This is a genomic window from Streptomyces sp. NPDC048514 (assembly GCF_043199955.1).
Lineage (GTDB): Bacteria > Actinomycetota > Actinomycetes > Streptomycetales > Streptomycetaceae > Streptomyces.
This window is the reverse complement of record NZ_JBICWT010000006.1, coordinates 434,588-452,669: the sequence shown is the minus strand read 5'-3', so window position 1 is coordinate 452,669 and position 18,082 is coordinate 434,588. Positions and strand designations below refer to the sequence as shown.

General features: G+C 73.4%; 10 protein-coding genes. 3 read left to right on the top strand and 7 right to left on the bottom strand.

Features of this window, described 5'->3' with window-relative positions; all coding sequences use genetic code 11:
• Window positions 1–83: 83 nt before the first annotated feature.
• Together ACGFT2_RS16420 and ACGFT2_RS16415 are read left to right on the top strand one after the other, a co-directional pair.
• Window positions 84–1,190, top strand: a complete 1,107-nt coding sequence (locus ACGFT2_RS16420; RefSeq protein WP_393278359.1) for an SPFH domain-containing protein — start codon at window positions 84–86, stop codon at window positions 1,188–1,190.
• Window positions 1,187–2,086, top strand: a complete 900-nt coding sequence (locus tag ACGFT2_RS16415; RefSeq protein WP_393278357.1) for a hypothetical protein — start codon at window positions 1,187–1,189, stop codon at window positions 2,084–2,086. The genes ACGFT2_RS16420 and ACGFT2_RS16415 overlap by 4 nt, the downstream gene beginning before the upstream one ends.
• A 42-nt stretch (window positions 2,087–2,128) precedes the next feature.
• Here ACGFT2_RS16415 and ACGFT2_RS16410 read toward each other — a convergent pair whose 3' ends face one another.
• The 7 genes from ACGFT2_RS16410 to eccD form a co-directional block, all read right to left on the bottom strand.
• Complete coding sequence (locus tag ACGFT2_RS16410) at window positions 2,129–2,665, bottom strand: DUF5825 family protein (RefSeq protein WP_393278355.1); 537 nt, start codon at window positions 2,663–2,665, stop codon at window positions 2,129–2,131.
• The gene (locus tag ACGFT2_RS16405) at window positions 2,662–4,509 is read right to left on the bottom strand and encodes a RiPP maturation radical SAM C-methyltransferase (protein WP_393278353.1); all 1,848 of its coding nucleotides are present in this window, start codon (window positions 4,507–4,509) and stop codon (window positions 2,662–2,664) included. Before ACGFT2_RS16405 ends, ACGFT2_RS16410 begins: the two co-directional genes overlap by 4 nt.
• Window positions 4,510–4,706: 197 nt before the next feature.
• Entirely contained in the window at window positions 4,707–7,250 is a 2,544-nt protein-coding gene (locus ACGFT2_RS16400; protein WP_393278351.1) for a polynucleotide kinase-phosphatase, read from the bottom strand.
• Window positions 7,247–8,878, bottom strand: coding sequence for a 3' terminal RNA ribose 2'-O-methyltransferase Hen1 (locus tag ACGFT2_RS16395; RefSeq protein ID WP_393278349.1), 1,632 nt, complete (start codon window positions 8,876–8,878; stop codon window positions 7,247–7,249). Before ACGFT2_RS16395 ends, ACGFT2_RS16400 begins: the two co-directional genes overlap by 4 nt.
• Before the next feature lie 71 nt (window positions 8,879–8,949).
• Window positions 8,950–10,068, bottom strand: coding sequence for a DUF4232 domain-containing protein (locus ACGFT2_RS16390; protein ID WP_393278347.1), 1,119 nt, complete (start codon window positions 10,066–10,068; stop codon window positions 8,950–8,952).
• Between the two features lie 283 nt (window positions 10,069–10,351).
• Window positions 10,352–11,803: a PQQ-binding-like beta-propeller repeat protein gene (locus tag ACGFT2_RS16385; RefSeq protein ID WP_393278345.1), complete on the bottom strand. Its 1,452-nt coding sequence runs from the start codon at window positions 11,801–11,803 to the stop codon at window positions 10,352–10,354.
• Window positions 11,804–12,263: 460 nt separating this feature from the next.
• The gene (gene eccD / locus ACGFT2_RS16380; RefSeq protein ID WP_393278430.1) at window positions 12,264–13,766 is read right to left on the bottom strand and encodes a type VII secretion integral membrane protein EccD; all 1,503 of its coding nucleotides are present in this window, start codon (window positions 13,764–13,766) and stop codon (window positions 12,264–12,266) included.
• 299 nt (window positions 13,767–14,065) lie between these two features.
• Here eccD and eccCa point away from each other — a divergent pair, with 299 nt between their 5' ends.
• A complete protein-coding gene (gene eccCa, locus ACGFT2_RS16375; protein WP_393278343.1) occupies window positions 14,066–18,031 on the top strand; it encodes a type VII secretion protein EccCa in 3,966 nt (1,321 codons plus the stop codon).
• Window positions 18,032–18,082: the final 51 nt, after the last annotated feature.

Sequence of the window (18,082 nt, the reverse complement as noted above, 5' to 3'; positions counted from 1 at the left end):
GTTTCCGCCGCCGGTTGTTTTCGTCCCCTTGACGACAAGTGACACGGCGATTATCGTCTCACTGACGAAAAAGAGGGGGTCGCATGGCCGACATCACCCGGCGCCTCGGTCGGCGCCATCTGCGCGGAGCGCCCACCGCGCACATCCGCCACCACCGTTCGGGCCGGCTGGTGCACGACGGTCCCGGACTCAGCTTCTGGTTCCGCCCACTGACCGCCGCGCTCTCCGAGATCCCCGTGGACGACCGCGAGCTGGCCATGACCTTCCACGCCCGGACGGCCGACTTCCAGGACGTGACGGTGCAGGCGACGGTGACGTACCGGATCGGCGACCCGGCGCTCGCCGCCGCCCGCCTCGACTTCTCCATCGACCCGGACACGGGCGCATGGCGCGGCACCCCGCTGGAGCAACTCGGCACCCTGCTCACGGAGACGGCCCAGGAGCACGCCCTGGACGTCCTGGCCCGGGTGCCGTTGTCGACCGCGCTGACCGACGGCGTGCGCACGGTGCGCGAGCGGCTCGCCGCCGGGCTGGCCGCCGAGCCCCGGCTGCCGGCCACCGGCATCGAGGTGGTCGCCGTCCGCGTGGTGGCCGTGCGCCCGGAGCCCGAGGTGGAGCGGGCGCTGCGCACCCCCGCCCGGGAGCGGATCCAGCAGGACGCCGACCGGGCGACGTACGAACGCCGGGCCGTGGCCGTCGAGCGGGAGCGGGCGATCGCCGAGAACGAGCTCGCCAGCCGCATCGAACTGGCCCGGCGCGAGGAGCGGTTGGTGGACCAGCGGGGTGTCAACGCCCGGCGCGAGGCCGAGGAGCAGGCGGCCGCCGACGCCGTACGCGCCGACGCCGAGGCGTCCCGCACGGTGCGCCTCAGCGAGGCGGAGGCGACCCGTACGGAGCGGCTGGCCCAGGCGGAGGCGATCCGCACCGAGCGGCTGGCCGAGGCGGAGGCGGCCAAGGCGGTACGGCTCGCCCGCGCCGAGGCCGAGAAGGCCCGCGTGGTGGGCGAGGCCGGTGCCGAGGCACGGGCGGCGTGGCTGCGGGTGCACGCAGAGGTGGAGGTGGCGGTCCTGCACGCTCTCGCCGGCATACAGCTGGCCGAGAACGTGCCGCACATCGACAGCGTGACCATCTCGCCGGACGTGCTGACCGGGCTGCTGGCCAGGCTCGCCGCACCGGGGGCGCAGCCGTGAGCCTCGCCCCGCGCGCGGTGCTGATCCACCGGACCACCGAGTACGAGGAACTGGTGGCCAGGCACGGCACCCACGGCCAGGCCGCGTTCTTCCTCGCCTCGCGCGGCCGGGACGTCGAGGAGGTCGCCGATCGCCACCGCCGGGTCCGCCGGGCGCTGGCCGAGGTGACCGCCGCGGTGCCGCTGACCTGGCGCCGGACCACGGTCGAGCGGGCCGATCTGGAGCGGTTCCTGTTCGCTCCCGAGGACCTGGTCGTGGTGGTCGGGCAGGACGGACTGGTCGCGAACGTGGCCAAGTACCTGGCGGGGCAGCCGGTCATCGGCATCGACGCCGATCCCGGCCGCAACCCCGGTGTGCTGGTACGGCACCGTCCGCGGGACGCTGCGCGCCTGCTGACGGCGGCGGAGGCGGTGGGGACGGGGTGCGACGAACTCACCATGGTCGAGGCGGTGGCCGACGACACCCAGCGGCTGGTGGCGCTCAACGAAATCTATCTGGGCGCGCCCGGTCACCAGACCGCCCGATACCGCCTGGGCCTCGACGGCGACGGGGGTGCCGCCGAGGCCCAGGCCTCCTCCGGGGTGCTGGTCGGGACCGGCACCGGCGCGACCGGCTGGCTGCGCTCGGTGTGGCGGGAGCGGGGAAGCGCGCTCGCGTTGCCCGCCGCCACCGAGGAGCGTCTGGTGTGGTTCGTCCGGGAGGCCTGGCCGTCGCCGGCCACCGGGACGCGCCTGGTCGCCGGTGAGCTGGCCGCCTCGGCCGCGCTGACCGTCACCGTGGAGTCCGATCGGCTCGTCGCCTTCGGCGACGGCGTCGAGTCGGACGCGCTGCGGCTGACCTGGGGGCAGACGGTCCGGTTCGGGGTGTGCGGGCAGCGCCTGCGGCTGCTCGGCTGACGGTGCCGGACCCGCTTCGCCGCCCGTAGGGCCGGCCCGGGATCAGATCGCGGTGCAGGGCACGGGCCACTGCCGCAGCCGGGGCGGCAGCGCCACCGCCCAGCCCCCGCAGGTCAGGACCAGCCGCTCGGCGGCGAGCAGGCCGGCGGCCTCCCGCTCGGTGTCGTCGAGGACGCCGAGGCGCGTGGGCTCCAGCAGTCGCAGGAAGACGGCGTGCAGGTCGGGGTGGTCGAGGGTGAGCCGGACGGCTCGGCCCGCCTCCCGCCGGTCCAGGACCGTCACGAAGCCGGGGCCGCGGCGGTGGTACAGGCTGCCGTAGGCGTACGCGGACCGCCAGGCGGCCCACTCGTGGACGCCCGCCGGTCCGGTGGGCGGTGGCAGGTGGCGCAGCACGGACGGGTCGTACGACGGCCGGCCCGTGGCGCGCCAGCTCACGCTCAGCCCGCGGCTCTGGCACTCGCGCAGGAACCGCACCGCCTCCACCGTCTCCCGGCCCTGCCCGCCGAGGTCCAGGGGCCCCGTGGTCTCGACCCGGCGGCCGGTGAGCCGGTGCGGCACGGCGGCCGGCAGCCCGCTCACCCGGCCCCCTCGGTCAGACGGACCGGCTCGCCCCAGGTCGGCAGAGCGACATAGGTGAGTCCGTCGCGGAACAACAGGCCCAGCGCGAATACCTGTTGGACCCATTCCGCCAGTGCGTCCGGGGTCACCTCGTGACCGTCGGCGGTCAGCAGCCGGTGCACGGCGGGGACGGTCCGGCCGTCCTCCAGCCGCCGCAGGGCCGCGGCCCGCCAGCCCGTGAAGCGGTGGGTGGCCGGGGGCCGGCCGTGCCGCCGGTCGTGGACCAGCAGGGCCCCGCCGTCCTCCTCGAACAGCAGCCGGGAGTGTGCGTGTCCCGCCCGCCACGCGGCGACGGCGTCCGTCAGCCGCTGCTCGGCCGGGCCCGCGATGCCCGCGTCCTCCGTGTCGAACAGGTAGACCAGATCGGCGAGTTCTGCCTCGGGGAGGTCGTAGACGTGCTGGTACATCTCGGCCGGCCGGCGCTTGCCGAAGCCGCGTGCCGGGTCGGTGAAGTGCGGGCTGAAACGCTCCAGCTGGATCCGGTGCGCGCCGCTCGGCGGCTGCAGGTGCACCAGGGCGGGGAGCTGGTCGACGACCGGCGTGTAGTCCTCGGCCCGCTCGCCCGGGAAGCCGTACAGGAGGTTCCAGGAGCAGGTCAGCGCGTGGTTCTCGCACTCGCGCAGGGTGCGCACGTTACGGGCGCCGGTGACGCCCTTGTCCATCAGGTCCAGGACCCGGCTGCCCAGGCTCTCGATGCCGGGCTGGATGTGCACGGTGCCGGACTCGCCGAGGATCCGGAGCTGCCCGGGGGTGAGGTTCGACTTGACCTCGTAGTGCAGCCGCAGGTCCCAGCCGCTCTCGGCGACGCGGGGCAGGAAGTCCCGGAAGTAGGCCATGTCGATGATGTTGTCGACCGTGACCACGTCGAGGACGCGGTGGCGGCGCACCAGCCGGTCGATCTCCGCCCACAGCCGCTCCCCCGGCTTGGCGCGGAACGCCATGGCCGAGCCGTTCAGGCCGCAGAAGGTGCAGTGGTGCTTCTCGCCCCACCAGCATCCGCGGGCCCCCTCCACGACCAGCTTCGGGTGGACGTGTTCCCGGACCGGGGAGGCGTCCAGCGCGGCCTGCCACTGGTCGTAGTCGGGCGAGGGGATGTCGGCGGGTGCCACGGTCCGCCGGGTCTCCGGATTGGCCCGCGAGCGGGTGCCGTCCCACCAGCACAGGCCGGGCACGTCGACCGGGGCGGTGCCGGCGTCCAGGTGCCGTAAGAGGGCCGGGAAGGCGTACTCGGCCTCCCCGCGGACCACGTGGTCCACGAAGGGATGGTTGCGGTGCAGGGCGTGGCCCATCGGGCCGTCGCAGTTGCTGCCACCGAAGACGATCACCGACTCCGGGCGTCTCCGGCGGAGTTCGCGGGCGAGCGCCAGGGAGGCGACGTTCTGCATGAACGTGCTGGTGAACCCGATCACGTCCGGCTCGGCCGCCAGCACCTCGGTGGCGCACTCGGCGATGAAGGCGGCGGCGTACGGCCGCATGGCGACGGCGGTGTCGATGAAGACGTCCCGGCCGGCCGCGTAGTGCCGCAGCCGGGCCAGGCCCCAGCCGGGGTCGTCGTAGAGGGCCCCGGAGAACACCCAGTCGCCCAGGCCGTGGAAGATCGCGTCGCTGCCGACGGCCACGTAGTCCCCCGGGCGCAGCCGGCCGCCGGAGTGTTCCAGCAGGAACTCCGCCCAGCGCAGGGACCCGTGGAACTCGGTCACCTCGTCGCCGGGGCGGGCCCCGCGCACGACGCGGTGGAGCAGGCCCAGCTGCAGCGAGGGCAGGTCGATCGGGTGCCACGGCATCGTGACCAGGTGGACGCGCATGCTCAGCGGGTCGGCCGCTTCTCCAGGATCGCCGGTCTGCGAGTGGTGCTCCGCTGGTCCTCGCGGACCACGACCTTCTTGATCTCCATGTCCACCGCTCCCCTCGGATCCGCCAACGCCCTTGTGCCGCACAGGTGTCCACCATATGGACAGATGCTTGCGCGGCACAAGGGTCGCGTGGGCCGGGCTCGCCGGGCTCAGAGGCGTGGGTCCACCGGCTCCGACTCCAGTGCCAGCACCCCGAAGACCGCCTCGTGGACCCGCCACAGCGGCTCACCCGCCGCGAGCCGGTCCAGGGCCTCGAGGCCGAGGGCGTACTCGCGCAGGGCGAGGGACCGCTTGTGGTTCAGGAACCGCTGCCGCAGCCGGGCGAGGTTGTCCGGCCGGGTGTACTCGGGACCGTAGACGATCCGCAGGTACTCGCGGCCCCGGCACTTGATGCCGGGCTGCACCAGCCGCCCGTCCCCGTCCCGGACCAGCGCGCCGACCGGCTTGACGACCATGCCCTCGCCGCCCCGGCCGGTCATCTCCAGCCACCAGTCGACGCCCGCGCGCACCGACTCAGGGTCACCGGTGTCGACGTACAGGCGGCGGGTGGTCTGCAGCAGTCCGGTGCCGTCGTGCTCCACCATCCGGTCGACCAGGGCCAGTTGCTCGTCGTGCGGCAGCCCGGCGAGGCTGCGTCCGCTGCTCGCGAGGATCTGGAAGGGGGCCAGGCGGACGCCTTCCAGGCCTTCGGTGGTCCAGCAGTAGCGGCGGTAGGCGGTGGTGAACGCGTCGGCGTCGGCCGCGCGTTCGCGCTGCCGGTCCAGCAGTCCGTCCACCTCGGCGCCGCGCGCGGCGGCGGCCTCCAGGGCGGCCAGCGCCCCCGGGAACACCGCGCCGGCTGCGGCGCCCACGGCCGCGTACTGGCTGCGCAGCAGCCCCGAGGCCTTCAGCGACCACGGCATCAGCTCGGCGTCCAGCAGCAGCCAGTCCGTGTCGAGTTCCTCCCACAGGCCGGCGTCCGCGATCGCCGAGCGCAGGCGGTCGAGGATCTCCCCCGTCACCTTCTCGTCGTCGAAGAACGGCCGCCCGGTACGGGTGTACAGCGAACCCGCCGGACCGTCCGCGACGCCGAAGCGGGCGCGGGCCGCCTCCGCGTCCCGGCACACCAGGGCCACGGCCCGCGAGCCCATGTGCTTCTCCTCGCACACGACCCGCGCGACCCCGTCCCGCGCGTACTGCGCGAAGGCCTCCTGCGGGTGCTCCAGGTAGCCCTCCACCCGCGAGGTCGCCGTGGGTGCCATGGTGGGCGGCAGGTACGGCAGCAGGCGCGGGTCGATCGCGAAGCGGCTCATGACCTCCAGGGCCGCCGCGGCGTTCTCCTCGCGGATCGCCACCCGGCCCGCGTGCCGGGTCTCCACCGCCCGGCGGCCGTGCACGTCCGCCAGGTCCAGCGGCCGTCCATCGTGACCGCCGGGCGCCTCGGTGCGCAGCGGCCGCGCCGGCTCGTACCAGACCCGGTCGGCCGGCACGTCGACCAGCTCGCGCTCGGGCCAGCGCAGCGCGGTCAGCTTGCCGCCGAAGACGGCTCCGGTGTCCAGGCAGATGGTGTTGTTGAGCCAGGTCGCCTCCGGCACCGGCGTGTGGCCGTAGACCACCGCGGCCCGGCCCCGGTACTCCTCCGCCCACGGGTAGCGCACCGGCAGGCCGAACTCGTCCGTCTCGCCGGTGGTGTCGCCGTACAGGGCGTGCGAGCGGACCCGGCCGGAGGTGCGGCCGTGGTACTTCTCGGGCAGACCGGCGTGGCAGACCACGAGCCGCCCGCCGTCGAGGACGTAGTGGCTGACCAGCCCGTCCAGGAAGCGCCGGACCTCGGCCCGGAACTCCTCGCTCTCGCCCTCCATCTGCGCGACGGTCTCGGCGAGTCCGTGTGTGTGCTGCACCTTGCGGCCCTTGAGGTGACGGCCGTACTTGTTCTCGTGGTTGCCGGGGACGCACAGGGCGGCGCCGGACCGCACCATCGACATCACGCGGCGCAGCACGCCGGGACTGTCCGGGCCACGGTCGACGAGGTCGCCGACGAAGACGGCGGTACGGCCCTGTGGGTGCACGCCGTCCACATAGCCCAACCTGACCAGCAGCGCCTCGAGTTCGGACGAGCATCCGTGGATGTCGCCGATGATGTCGAAGGGGCCGGTGAGGTGGGTCAGGTCGTTGAAGCGCTTCTCGGTGACGACGGTGGCACTCTCCGCCTCCGCCACCCCGCGCAGGACGTGCACCTTGCGGAAGCCCTCGCGCTCCAGTTGCCTGAGCGAGCGGCGCAGTTCACGGACGTGCCGCTGGATGACCCGGCGGGGCATGCCGGCGCGGTCGGTGCGGGCGGCGTTTCGTTCGGCGCACACCTCCTCCGGCACGTCCAGCACGATGGCGATGGGCAGCACGTCGTACTGCTTGGCCAGCTCGATCAGCTGCCGCCGGCTGTCCTGCTGGACGCTGGTGGCGTCGACGACGGTCCGGCGGCCGGCCGCCAGCCGCTTGCCGGCGATGTAGTGCAGGACGTCGAAGGCGTCCCGGGAGGCGCTCTGGTCGTTCTCGTCGTCGGAGACCAGACCGCGGCAGAAGTCCGAGGAGATGATCTCGGTGGGCTTGAAGTGCTTGCGGGCGAACGTCGACTTGCCGGAGCCGGAGGCGCCGACGAGGACGACCAGGGAGAGGTCGGTGACGGGCAGGGTCCGTCCCGTGCGGGTCTCGGTCATGCGGCCTTCGCCTCCTTCTCGTCCGTCGGGGTCCTGAGCTCGAACACGGCCATCTGGGTGGGCGGCCCGACCTCCGGGTCGTCCGGTCCGACGGGGACGAACCCGACGTCGTAGCCGTGCCGTCCGGCCACCTCGCCGGCCCAGGCGCGGAACTCCTCGCGGGTCCACTCGAAACGGTGGTCGCCGTGCCGGACATGCCCGGCGGGCAGGGTCTCCCAGCGGACGTTGTACTCGACGTTGGGGGTGGTCACGAGGACCGTGCGCGGGTGGGCGTGCCCGAACACGGCGTACTCCAGGGCGGGCAGCCTGGGCGGGTCCAGGTGCTCGACGACCTCGCTGAGCACGGCGGCGTCGTAGCCCTTGAGCCGGTTGTCGGTGTAGGCGAGCGAACCCTGGACGAGCCGCACCCGGGACGCCCGGCGCTCGCCCATGCGGTCGAGCCGGAGCCGGCGGGCGGCGATGGTCAGCGCCCGCATCGAGACGTCCATGCCGACGATCTCGGTGAAGCGCACGTCCTCGAGGAGGGCCTGCACCAACTGGCCCTGCCCGCACCCAAGGTCCAGGACCCGGGTGGCACCGGACGCGTGCAGGGCGGCGAGGATCGCCTCCCTGCGCTGCACGGCGAGCGGCACCGACGTCAGCCCGGCATCCGAAGCCTCCGGCTGGGCCCCGGTCTGCGCCTGGGCCCCGGTCTGCGCCTGGGCCTGGGTCTGCGGCCGGGCCCCGGTCTGTGTCCGTGCCCCGGCGTCGGCCTCCGGGACGGCGTCGCCGGCGTCCTCGACCGCGTAACCGGCGTCCTCGGCCACGTCGATGTCCTCGACCGCGTTGTCGATCTCCTCGACCCGGCTGTCGTCGGCCTCGGCCAGCCGCACGAGTTCCAGCCGCTCCATCGCCTGCCGGGTCAGGGACCAACGGCGGGACAGATATCTGCTGGTGATCAGCTTCTGCTCCGGGTGGCCGGGCAGCCAGCCCTCGCCGGCCCGCAGCAGCTTGTCCACCTCGTCGGCGGAGACCCAGTAGTGCTTGGCGTCGTCGAGGACCGGCAGCAGGACGTACAGGTGGCGCAGCGCCTCGGCGAGGGTGAGCGTCCGCGCCTCCAGGACGAGGCGGACGTAGCGCGAGTCGCCCCACTCCGGGAACTCGGTGTCGAGCGGCACCGGATCGGCGCCCACGGTCCAGCCGAGCGGCGCGAAGAGGCGCCGCACCAGCTCGGCGCCCCCTCGGGCGGGCAGGGCCGGTACCTCGACACGCAGGGGCAGCGGCGCGGCGGCGCGCTCCGGGCGTGCGGCGCACACCCCGCGCAGGGCGCTGGAGAAGACGCCGCTCAGCGCGACCGCGAGCAGCGAGGAGGCAGCGTAGGGGCGGTCGTTGACGTACTGCGCGAGCGCCGCGTCGGGTGCGCCGCCCCGTCCCTTGCCCTTGCCCCGCCGGACCAGCGACACCGTGTCGATCTCCAGCAGCAGCGCGGCCGTGCAACGCCGGTCGTCCGCCTCCGGGTAGAAGACATGGGCGGTGCCGTAGGACGTCGAGAACCTCTGCGCCTTGCCGGGATGCTTGTGCAGCAGGTACCCGAGGTCGGTGGCTGGTCTGGCGGCGTCGCCGCTGGTGGTGGAGATCGTCAGGAACACATGTCCGAGTCTCCCCTGCTCCCGCCCCGCCGACCACCGTTTTTCGCCTGACGCCCGGCTCCGTCGTCCCGCTAGCGGCCGGTGTCCTCCTTCTTCCACGGGCCGACGCCGAGCCGGCCCGTCGTCCCGAGGTCGAGCTCGGGTGTCACGACCACCGGGGCGGCGCCCGGTCCGGGCCGTACGCGGACGTAGGGGGCGTTGACCGGGTCGCCGGACTCGGTCGTGTTGCGCCAGGTGAGGACGGCGTAGGCGCGCTCGCCGGGGGCCAGGGAGAGGGGGCTGGGCGTACCGTCCGCGCCGGTGCCGGTGGCGATCTCCTCGCCGTGCACGACGCGCACGCCGCTGACGGGTTCGTGGTCGGCGTCGACGACCTGGACGGCGGGGCGGCCGTTCAGGGGGTAGGCGCGCGTGCCGCAGTTCTCCAGGTGCAGGCTCACCGCGCGCAGCCCCATGGCGGCGTCGCCCTGGTCGGCGTAGACGTGCACCCCGGAGGGCGGACAGGGGCCGCCCGCCGAAGGGGCCTCGCCGACCGGGACACTCCTCACCTTCTCGACCGTCACGTCCGTCACCGCCGGGACCCGTGCGGCCGGTTCGTCCATGTCGGCCGTGCCCGTCACCGTCCGGCCCGGCGGGACCGCGGCGACGATCGTCCTCGCCGTGCCGGCGGCGCCGTGGGACTCCGACAGGAAGCCCAGAGTGATCGTGTACGTCATGGCCGTGCCGGTGTCGTTGGTGACCGTGAAGTCGGCGGAGAAGCCGGCGGCCGCGCAGTCCTGGCCGGACGTCCGGCCGTACAGCCCGGTGATCCGCACTCCGTCCGTCGCCGGCCGGGTGCCACCGGGCAGGGGCAGCGGTGCCCGGGAGGGCCGGGGGGTCGTGCTCGCGGACAGCCCGGCGCCGGTGGATGCCGGGCTCGGGGCGGAGGGGCGGCCGGCCGTGGCGACGGAGGCGGGTGACGGGCCGCCGGCCCCCGCCGGGTCCGGGGTGGCGCCGTACCGGGGCATGCCGGACGGGCACGGCCGGTCGGCACCGACGGCTCCGGCCCCCGCGACGGGACGGGCGCTGCCGTCCTTCTCCGCACCGCAGCCGGTGAGGACGAGGACCGCGGCCGTGAGGGCGGCGGTCGCCGCGGCGCCGGGGGTGCGGACCGGCCTGCTCATGAATTCCAGGCGCATGACACCCGTGCTCATGACACCTCTGCCGACAACACCTCGGCGTGTACATCCCGGCCCATGGCTTCTCGGACCGCGGTCGCTCGGACCGCGGTCGCTCGGACCGCGGTGCCTGGGACCCCGGTCGTTGGAACCCCGGGGGGTGGAAACCCGGGCGTGGGGTCCCCGGGGGCGGGGGCCAGGGGGGCGCGGTCCCCGGGGGGCGGGGCGGGGGGGGGGGCTCGGGGGGGGGGGGGGGCCCCCCCCCCCCCCCCCCCCCCCCCCCCCCTCCCGTATGACAGTGCCGCAGTCCCGCGCTGTGTCAGTGCCGCAGTCCCGCGCTGCCGATTCCGATCACCGACAGCACCGGGTCCTTCGGGTGGCTGTCGTCGCGTTCCATCGCGCGCCGGGCGAAGAAGGCGTGTCCCTGCTCGTACAAGACGTCCGACTGCTCGGGGTCGCCGAGTTCGGACGCGTCGTCCTCCGGGAGGTGGAAGAGGAGGTAGGGGGTCTCCTTGTCGGTGCGGGGGTTCCAGCCGACCACGGCCGCGGGCTGCACGTCGTCGAGGGTGCTGCGGAAGACGATCAGATCGTCGCCGCTGGTGCGGACGGGGAGCACCGGCTGGAAGGGGCGGCCGTCGAACCGGGCCACGGCGGTTCCCTTGACGGGGTCGAAGGCCGTGATGTGGTTGGCGGGCTTGCGGATCTCGTCGCTCTCCTTGCTCATCACGAAGATCCGGTCCCGGCCGGTCACCACGCCGTAGCACTTGTCGACCGTGCCGAAGAACGGGCCGGGGTACATCGCGGCGCCGCAGTCGGGCTGGTAGCCGCGCATCGAGATGCGGGCCCGGCGTTCGCCCGACGCCGGGTCCAGTGTGATCAGGTCGGTGACCAGGGTGTCCCCCGCCGCTACGGCGACCACGGGCGGGTCGGCGGACGGCAGGTAGACGTCCTGGACGCCCTTGCTGACCGAGTACCGCCACCGGACCTTGCCGGTGCGCGGGTCGAGCTTCTCCACCCGGTAGTCGGTGTCGTCGTCGTCACCGCAGGTGACGAGGGCCAGCAGGGCGCGGCCACCGGCGAAGCCCGTGTCGTGGCACTGGGAGGTGGCGAGGGTGGTGTTCCACAGCCGCTTGCCGCTGCCGATGTCGTAGGCAACCGATCCCTTGCCCCAGGCGACGGCCACGACACCCCGGGTGAGTGCCAGGTTGGTGTTGGTGACATAGGCGAAGTCGGCCGACGGCATCTTCTTCTGCCAGAGCTTCTCGCCGGTGTCCAGGTCGACGACGAGCACCTCGTTGCAGACGCCCTTCTTGGCTGCGTCGGGTGGCTGGACGACGACCGCGGTCCGGCCGTCGGCGGTGACGTCGCGGCTGACGGCGCAGACGTGGCCGTCGAGCCGCAGCTTCCAGGCGGTGCTGGTGAGGTCGAAGCGCGGGTCGATCGGGTAGCCCTCGATGCGGTGGCCGACGGCCCGCGCGAGGATCTTGCCGGTGGCCCAGGTCCCGGGTGCGTACAGCTGATCGTCGGGGAGGCCGGTCTCGTTGTGCATGACGACGGCCTGGCCCTCCGGTGAGCGAGGCGGCCTCTCCACGGTCTCGCGTACGGCGTCCGGTGCTTGCCGGGGCGCCTTGGCGTCGCTCCGCTCCTGGCCGTGACCGCCCGAGTTGTACCAGAGCAGGCCGGCGCCGACACCGAGCACGGCGACCACCAGCGCCGCGACCGCGCCGAGCAGCCGCCTGCGGCGCTTGGACCGCGATGTGTTCGCGGCCACGGTGGACTGGGTGTACATCGATGGAGGTGGGCCGAAGCTCACGCTGAACTGTCCTTTCGGAGGCTGTGAGGGTGACCGGGGTGGCGCCGGCGTCGCGGTGGCGCCGAGCGTGCGACCGGGCCGGCGCGGGCGGTGATCCCGGCGCCCGGTCGGTCGGGATCAGCCGCTGGTCGCCCACCGTGCGGTGGGGCCAGCGGTCACTCGCAGGTATCCCACCGGGCTGTCGAGCCGGCGGTCACTTGCTGGTCATCGACCGTGCGGTCGGGGCGGGGTCACACGCAGGCGACCCACCGTGCGGTCGGGCCGGCGGTCAGTTGCAGGTATCCCACCGTGCGGTCGGGCCGGGGTCACACGCAGGCGACCCACCGTGCGGTCGGGCCGGCGGTCACTTGCTGGTCATCGACCGTGCGGTCGGGCCGGAGGCACACGCAGGTATCCCACCGGGCTGTCGGGCCGGCGGTCACTTGCTGGTCATCGACCGTGCGGTCGCGTACACGTCGAAGACGGCGAGGGTGAGCGGGATCAGCGTCAGCAGCACGAAACCCTCGCAGATCTCCAGGAAGCGGCCCCAGAACGGAGTCAGGCCCCGGCGGGGAAGGATCAGGCCCAGCGCCGTCACCAGAGCGGTCGCGGCGGCGATGGCCGCGCTCAGCCAGACGGTGCGGATGTCGAGGTCGGTGCGGTGGCCGTCCAGCGCGGCGGCGACGATGTGCGGCGGCGGATTGAGGGCGAGACCGAGACCCAGCAGGACCAGCACGCCGAGGCCCGCCGCCAGAACGGGGGCTACCTGGGCGGTGTAGCGGAAGAGACCGGCACGCATCAGCATCGCGACGCCGGTGGCGAGCGCGAGCAACTGGGCCCAGACGTCGTCCGAGAAGCCCAGGACCGCCGAGGCGCCGACGGCGAGAAGCGCGCAGCCGCCGACCAGGCCGACGAGGAGTTCGTGGCCGCGCCGGGCCTGCGCCTCGACGCGTGCGGTGTCCACGGGCTCGGGCCCGGCGGCCTCGGCCCCGTAGGCGGAGCGGGAGGCGCCGCTGCTCGGGTTCTCGAAACTGATCGGCAGCCGGGCGAAGCGCATCGACATGCCGGGCAAGAAGGCGAGGGCGCCGACGGAGACAGGGGCGCACAGGCCGGCCGTCTCGATCGGGGACCAGTCGGTCAGGGTCGCCACGAAGACGACGACCAGGGCGACCGCCGAGGCGAAGACGAAGGCCACGAACGGCCCGTCGCCCTGCGGTGAGCACAGGGCGAGGACGAGGGCGGCGAGGAGGACCGCGGCGCAGGCCAGCAGGAACTGGAGTCTGCCGATGCCCTCGCCGCCGCTCAGGGGCAGCAGTCCGCTGCCCGCGACGCCGATGTTGGGCAGCGCGCCGAGACCGAGGGTGAGGGCCGAGCCGCGGTCGTCGTAGACCCGGGCGCGGACCGCGGAGAGCACCACCAGGAGGACGCCGGTGACGGCGGCGAGGATGCCGGCCAGGCCGTGCATGTCGTGCCGCGGGTCGGCGGTCCAGGCGACGAACGCGAGCAGCGCCGGCAGCACACCGCCGCCGACGAGTCCCGCGGCGCGCGTCAGGTCGCCGCTCCACAGCTTGTGCTGCCGGGTCACGGCCGAGGCGACGGCCTCGGCGACGTCGTCGAAGACGGCCGGGGGCAGCGATTCCGCGAACGGGCGCAGGGTGAGGAGTTCGCCGTCGAGAATGCGCTGCGCGGCGAAGGAGCGGGCGCTGTCCAGCACGGTGCCGTCGGTGCGGACGAGGTGGTAACCGACCGGGGCGCCCGCCTCGGCGCCCTGCTGCGACAGCCGGAGGACCTCCGGGTAGAGGTCCGCGACGGGGACGTCGTCGGGCAGTGCCACATCGATGCGGCTGTCCGGCGCGACAATGGTGACCCGGCAGAAGCCGAGTCCGTTGCCGGACCCGGAAGGCGCGCCCGTGCCGGGTCCGCCGGTGGCGGCGGCCGTCATGCTCACCTGCTGTTCCCCCTCGGTGGTGGTGGTGCGTCTGTGTCGTGAAGGTCTGGTGCCGGTTCGCGCCGGGCACGGCCAGGAAGGTGCCGGCAGACGGAGTTCCGGGGCCTCCTCGCTCCGACATCGGGCGAGTTGGCCGTATATGTCCAGTCGACTCGGCGTGTGCTCACGCGAACATCCGGCACCCTACCGCTCACCCATGTGCGGTGAACTCAGTAGGATCACGCGGCGGCCTGCGCTCGCCGACACGGGGCGGTGGGTGGAAAGCCTGGGTCGGGCAAGGGAATTGGTGAGCAGTGAGCCAGATCGTCGTCAAACGCCCGCCACGGGCGCTGCCGTCCGAAGTGCCCACGGAGGACATCGCCGTCCAGCCGCCGCCGGAACTGCCGCGCGGGGCGCAGGAGAGCGTGCTGATGCAGCTCCTGCCGACCCTGGGCATGGGCGGCTCGGTGGTGTTCTTCTTCACGAACGGTCAGCCGTTCATGAAGATCATGGGCGTGATCATGATCGCCTCGACGGTGGCCATGTCCATCGCCATGGTGGTGCGCTTCCGCCGCGGCTCCCAGGGACAGCTCGCCGACATGCGGCGCGACTACCTCGGCTACCTTTCCCAGGCGCGCGCCTCGGCGGTCGAGACGGCGAAGCGGCAGCGGGACGCCCAGTACTACCTGCACCCCTCCCCCGAGCAACTGTGGGCGCTCGTCGCCGAGGGCAGCAGGGTGTGGGAGCGGCGGCCCGGCGACGAGGACTTCGCGCACGTGCGCGTCGGCCTGGGGCCGCAGCCGCTGGCCACCGCGCTCATCGCCCCCGAGACGGGGATCGCCGAGCAGTTGGAGCCGCTGACCGCGAGCGCCGTGCAGCGCTTCCTCGCCGTCCACAGCACGGTCGCCGACCTGCCGATGGCGGTGTCCCTGCGCGCCTTCTACCACGTCACCGTCAGCGGTGAGCCGCAGTCCGTACGGTCCTGCACCCGCGCCCTGGTCGGCTCGCTGGCCTCCCTGCACTCGCCGGAGGACCTGGTCGTCGCCGTGTCCACGGGCCGCGAGGCGCTGGCGCACTGGGACTGGGCGAAGTGGCTCCCGCACACGCAGATCGCCGGCGAGGTGGACGGCGCGGGCTCCCGCCGGCTCATCAGCACCGATCCGCGTGAGCTGGAAGACCTGCTCGCCGCCCGGCTGACGGGCCGGCCGCGCTTCCACCCCGCCGCGTCGCCGCTGCTGGACGCGCCGCACATCGTGCTCGTCCTGGACGACGTCTCCCTGCTGCCGGACTCCGTGCTCGCCAACCCCGAAGGCCTGCAGGGTGTCACGGTCGTGGAAGTCGTCCCCGGGGAACTCACCACGCCGGGCGGCGACCTGTCCGTCGTCGTCCAGCCGGGTGTGCTGCGCCTGGAGTCCGGACACGGTGAGGTCTACGAGGGCACCCCCGACGGCCTCTCCCTCGAGTCCGCCGAGGCGCTGGCCCGGCAACTGGCCCCGCTGCGCATGGCCTCCGGCGGCGACGACGACCAGCCGCTGCTCGCCAACCTGGAGTTCACCGACCTGCTGGGCCTCGGTGACGCGGCGTCGGTCGACACCAAGCGGACCTGGCGCCCGCGCGCGCTCGCGGAACGGCTGCGGGTGCCGATCGGTCTCGGCGAGGACGGCCGGCCCGTGATGCTCGACCTGAAGGAGGCCGCGCAGGAAGGCATGGGCCCGCACGGCCTCTGCGTCGGCGCGACCGGTTCCGGCAAGTCGGAGCTGCTGCGCACGCTGGTGCTGGGGCTGGCGGTCACCCACTCCTCGGAGACGCTGAACTTCGTCCTCGCGGACTTCAAGGGCGGCGCCACCTTCGCCGGCATGGCCCAGATGCCGCACGTGGCGGCCGTCATCACCAACCTGGCCGACGACCTCACGCTGGTCGACCGCATGGGCGACTCGATCCGCGGCGAGCTCAACCGCCGCCAGGAGATGCTCCGGGACGCCGGCAACTACGCCAACATCCACGACTACGAGAAGGCACGCGCGGCGGGCGCACCGCTCCAGCCGATCCCCTCCCTCGTCCTCGTCATCGACGAGTTCAGCGAACTCCTGACGGCGAAGCCGGACTTCATCGAGATGTTCGTGCAGATCGGCCGGATCGGCCGTTCGCTCGGCGTGCACCTGCTGCTGGCCTCGCAACGCCTGGAGGAGGGCCGGCTGCGCGGCCTGGAGACGTACCTGTCGTACCGCATCGGCCTGCGGACCTTCTCGGCGGCGGAGTCCCGGGCCGCCCTCGGCGTCCCCGACGCCTATGAACTCCCGAACGTACCCGGCTCCGGCTTCCTCAAGTTCGGCACGGACGAGATGCTCCGCTTCAAGGCGGCCTACGTCTCCGGCGTCCACCGCACCGGTCCGCACCGCACGGCCCTGGACGGCGGCCCCCTGCCGGTCGACCGGCGGCCGGTGCTGTTCACGGCCACCGAGGTGCCCGTTCGGCACACGGCCATCCCTCAGCAGCGCGCCCAGTCCGCGCCCGAGGTCGACGAGGCGCTGGCCGACACGGTCCTCGACGTGATCGTGCGCCGGCTGGAGGCGCAGGGCCCGGCGGCCCACCAGGTGTGGCTGCCGCCCCTGGAGAGCCCCCCGTCACTGGACGCCCTGCTGCCCGGCCTCGCCACGGTGCAGGGCCGCGGACTGACCCAGCCCAACTACGACGGCGCCGGGCGCCTGGTGGTCCCGGTCGGCCTGGTCGACAAGCCGTACGAGCAGCGCCGGGACCGGCTGATGCTCGACTTCTCGGGCGCGGCAGGCCACATGCAGATCATCGGCGGCCCCCAGTCCGGCAAGTCGACGCTGCTGCGCTCCCTGATCTGCGCGTTCGCGCTGACGCACACGCCTCACGAGGTCCAGTTCTACGGCCTCGACTTCGGTGGCGGCGGCATGGCCGCGGTGGACGGCCTGCCGCACGTCGGCGGCATCGCCTCCCGGCTCGACCCCGAACGTGTCCGCCGCACGGTCTCGGAGGTCTACGGCGTGCTGACCCGCCGCGAGGAGTACTTCCGCTCCGCGGGCATCGCCTCGATCGCCGACTACCGCAACCGCCGTGCCCGCGGCGAGATCTCGGTCACCGACCAGCCGTGGGGCGACGTCTTCCTGATCGTCGACGGCTGGGGCAACTTCCGCACCGACTACGAGGCCCTGGAACCGGTGGTCCTGGACATCGCCGCACGTGGCCTCGGCTACGGCATCCACGTGGTCGTCACGGCGTCCCGCTCCATGGAGGTCCGCTCGAACCTCAAGGACCACCTGATGAACCGCCTGGAGCTGCGCCTGGGTGACGTCATGGACTCGGAGATCGATCGCAAGGTGGCCGTGAACGTCCCCACGGGCGTACCCGGCCGCGGTCTGTCCCCGCAGAAGCTCCACTTCATGGCCGCGGTCCCGCGCATCGACGGCCTGACCTCCGACACCGACCTGGCCGAGGCGACGGCCGCGCTGTCCACCGAGGTCGGCCGCCACTGGCAGGCACCGGGCGCCCCGAAGGTACGGCTGCTGCCACGCCAGCTGGAGGCGACCGAGCTGCCGCCGGGCGACCGCTTCCCGAAGCGGGGCATCTCCTTCGCGCTGGACGAGGAGAACCTGGAGCCGGTGTACCTCGACTTCGATCAGGATCCGTTCTTCCTCGTCTTCGGCGAGAGCGAGTCCGGCAAGTCCAACCTGCTGCGGCTGCTGATCCGGCAGCTGACTCTGCGGTACGGCGGCGACGAGGCGAAGTTCTTCGTCGTCGACAACCGCCGCTCGCTGCTGGACGTCACCCCGGCGTCCCACCTCGCCGAGTACATTCCGATGTCCAGTCAGATGGACCACCACATGGCCGCCCTGGCCGACCTCATGCAGCGCCGCACCCCGACGGCCGACGTCACCCCGCAGCAGCTGCGGGACCGCAGCTGGTGGCGAGGCCCGCAGGTGTACGTCGTCATCGACGACTACGACCTGGTGTCCACCTCGAGCGGCAACCCTCTCAACGGCCTGACGGAGATGCTGCCCTTCGCCCGCGACGTCGGCGTCCGCTTCATCATCGCCCGCTCCTCCGCGGGCGCGGGGCGCGCCTCGTACGAGCCGTTCATGCAGCGCATGAAGGAACTCGGCGCCCAGGGCCTCGTCCTGGCCGGCGACCCGGGCGAGGGCGACATCCTCGGCGGCGTCCGTCCCCGCCCGATGCCGGCGGGACGGGGCGTCTTCGTGTCGCGGAAGCGGGGGAAGCCCCTGGTCCAGACGGGGCTCGTGGACGTGGAGTACTGACCTCGGTGCCGTCGACGGCCTGCCCGGGGGGGATCCCCCTCCGGCCGGGTC

What these genes read in the sequence shown, in the direction of transcription:
- ACGFT2_RS16420 (WP_393278359.1), top strand. Translation starts at nt 84, where the DNA reads ATGGCCGACATCACCCGGCGCCTCGGTCGGCGCCATCTGCGCGGAGCG.
- ACGFT2_RS16405 (WP_393278353.1), bottom strand. Translation starts at nt 4,509, where the DNA reads ATGCGCGTCCACCTGGTCACGATGCCGTGGCACCCGATCGACCTGCCC.
- ACGFT2_RS16400 (WP_393278351.1), bottom strand. Translation starts at nt 7,250, where the DNA reads ATGACCGAGACCCGCACGGGACGGACCCTGCCCGTCACCGACCTCTCC.
- ACGFT2_RS16390 (WP_393278347.1), bottom strand. Translation starts at nt 10,068, where the DNA reads ATGAGCACGGGTGTCATGCGCCTGGAATTCATGAGCAGGCCGGTCCGC.
- eccD (WP_393278430.1), bottom strand. Translation starts at nt 13,766, where the DNA reads ATGACGGCCGCCGCCACCGGCGGACCCGGCACGGGCGCGCCTTCCGGG.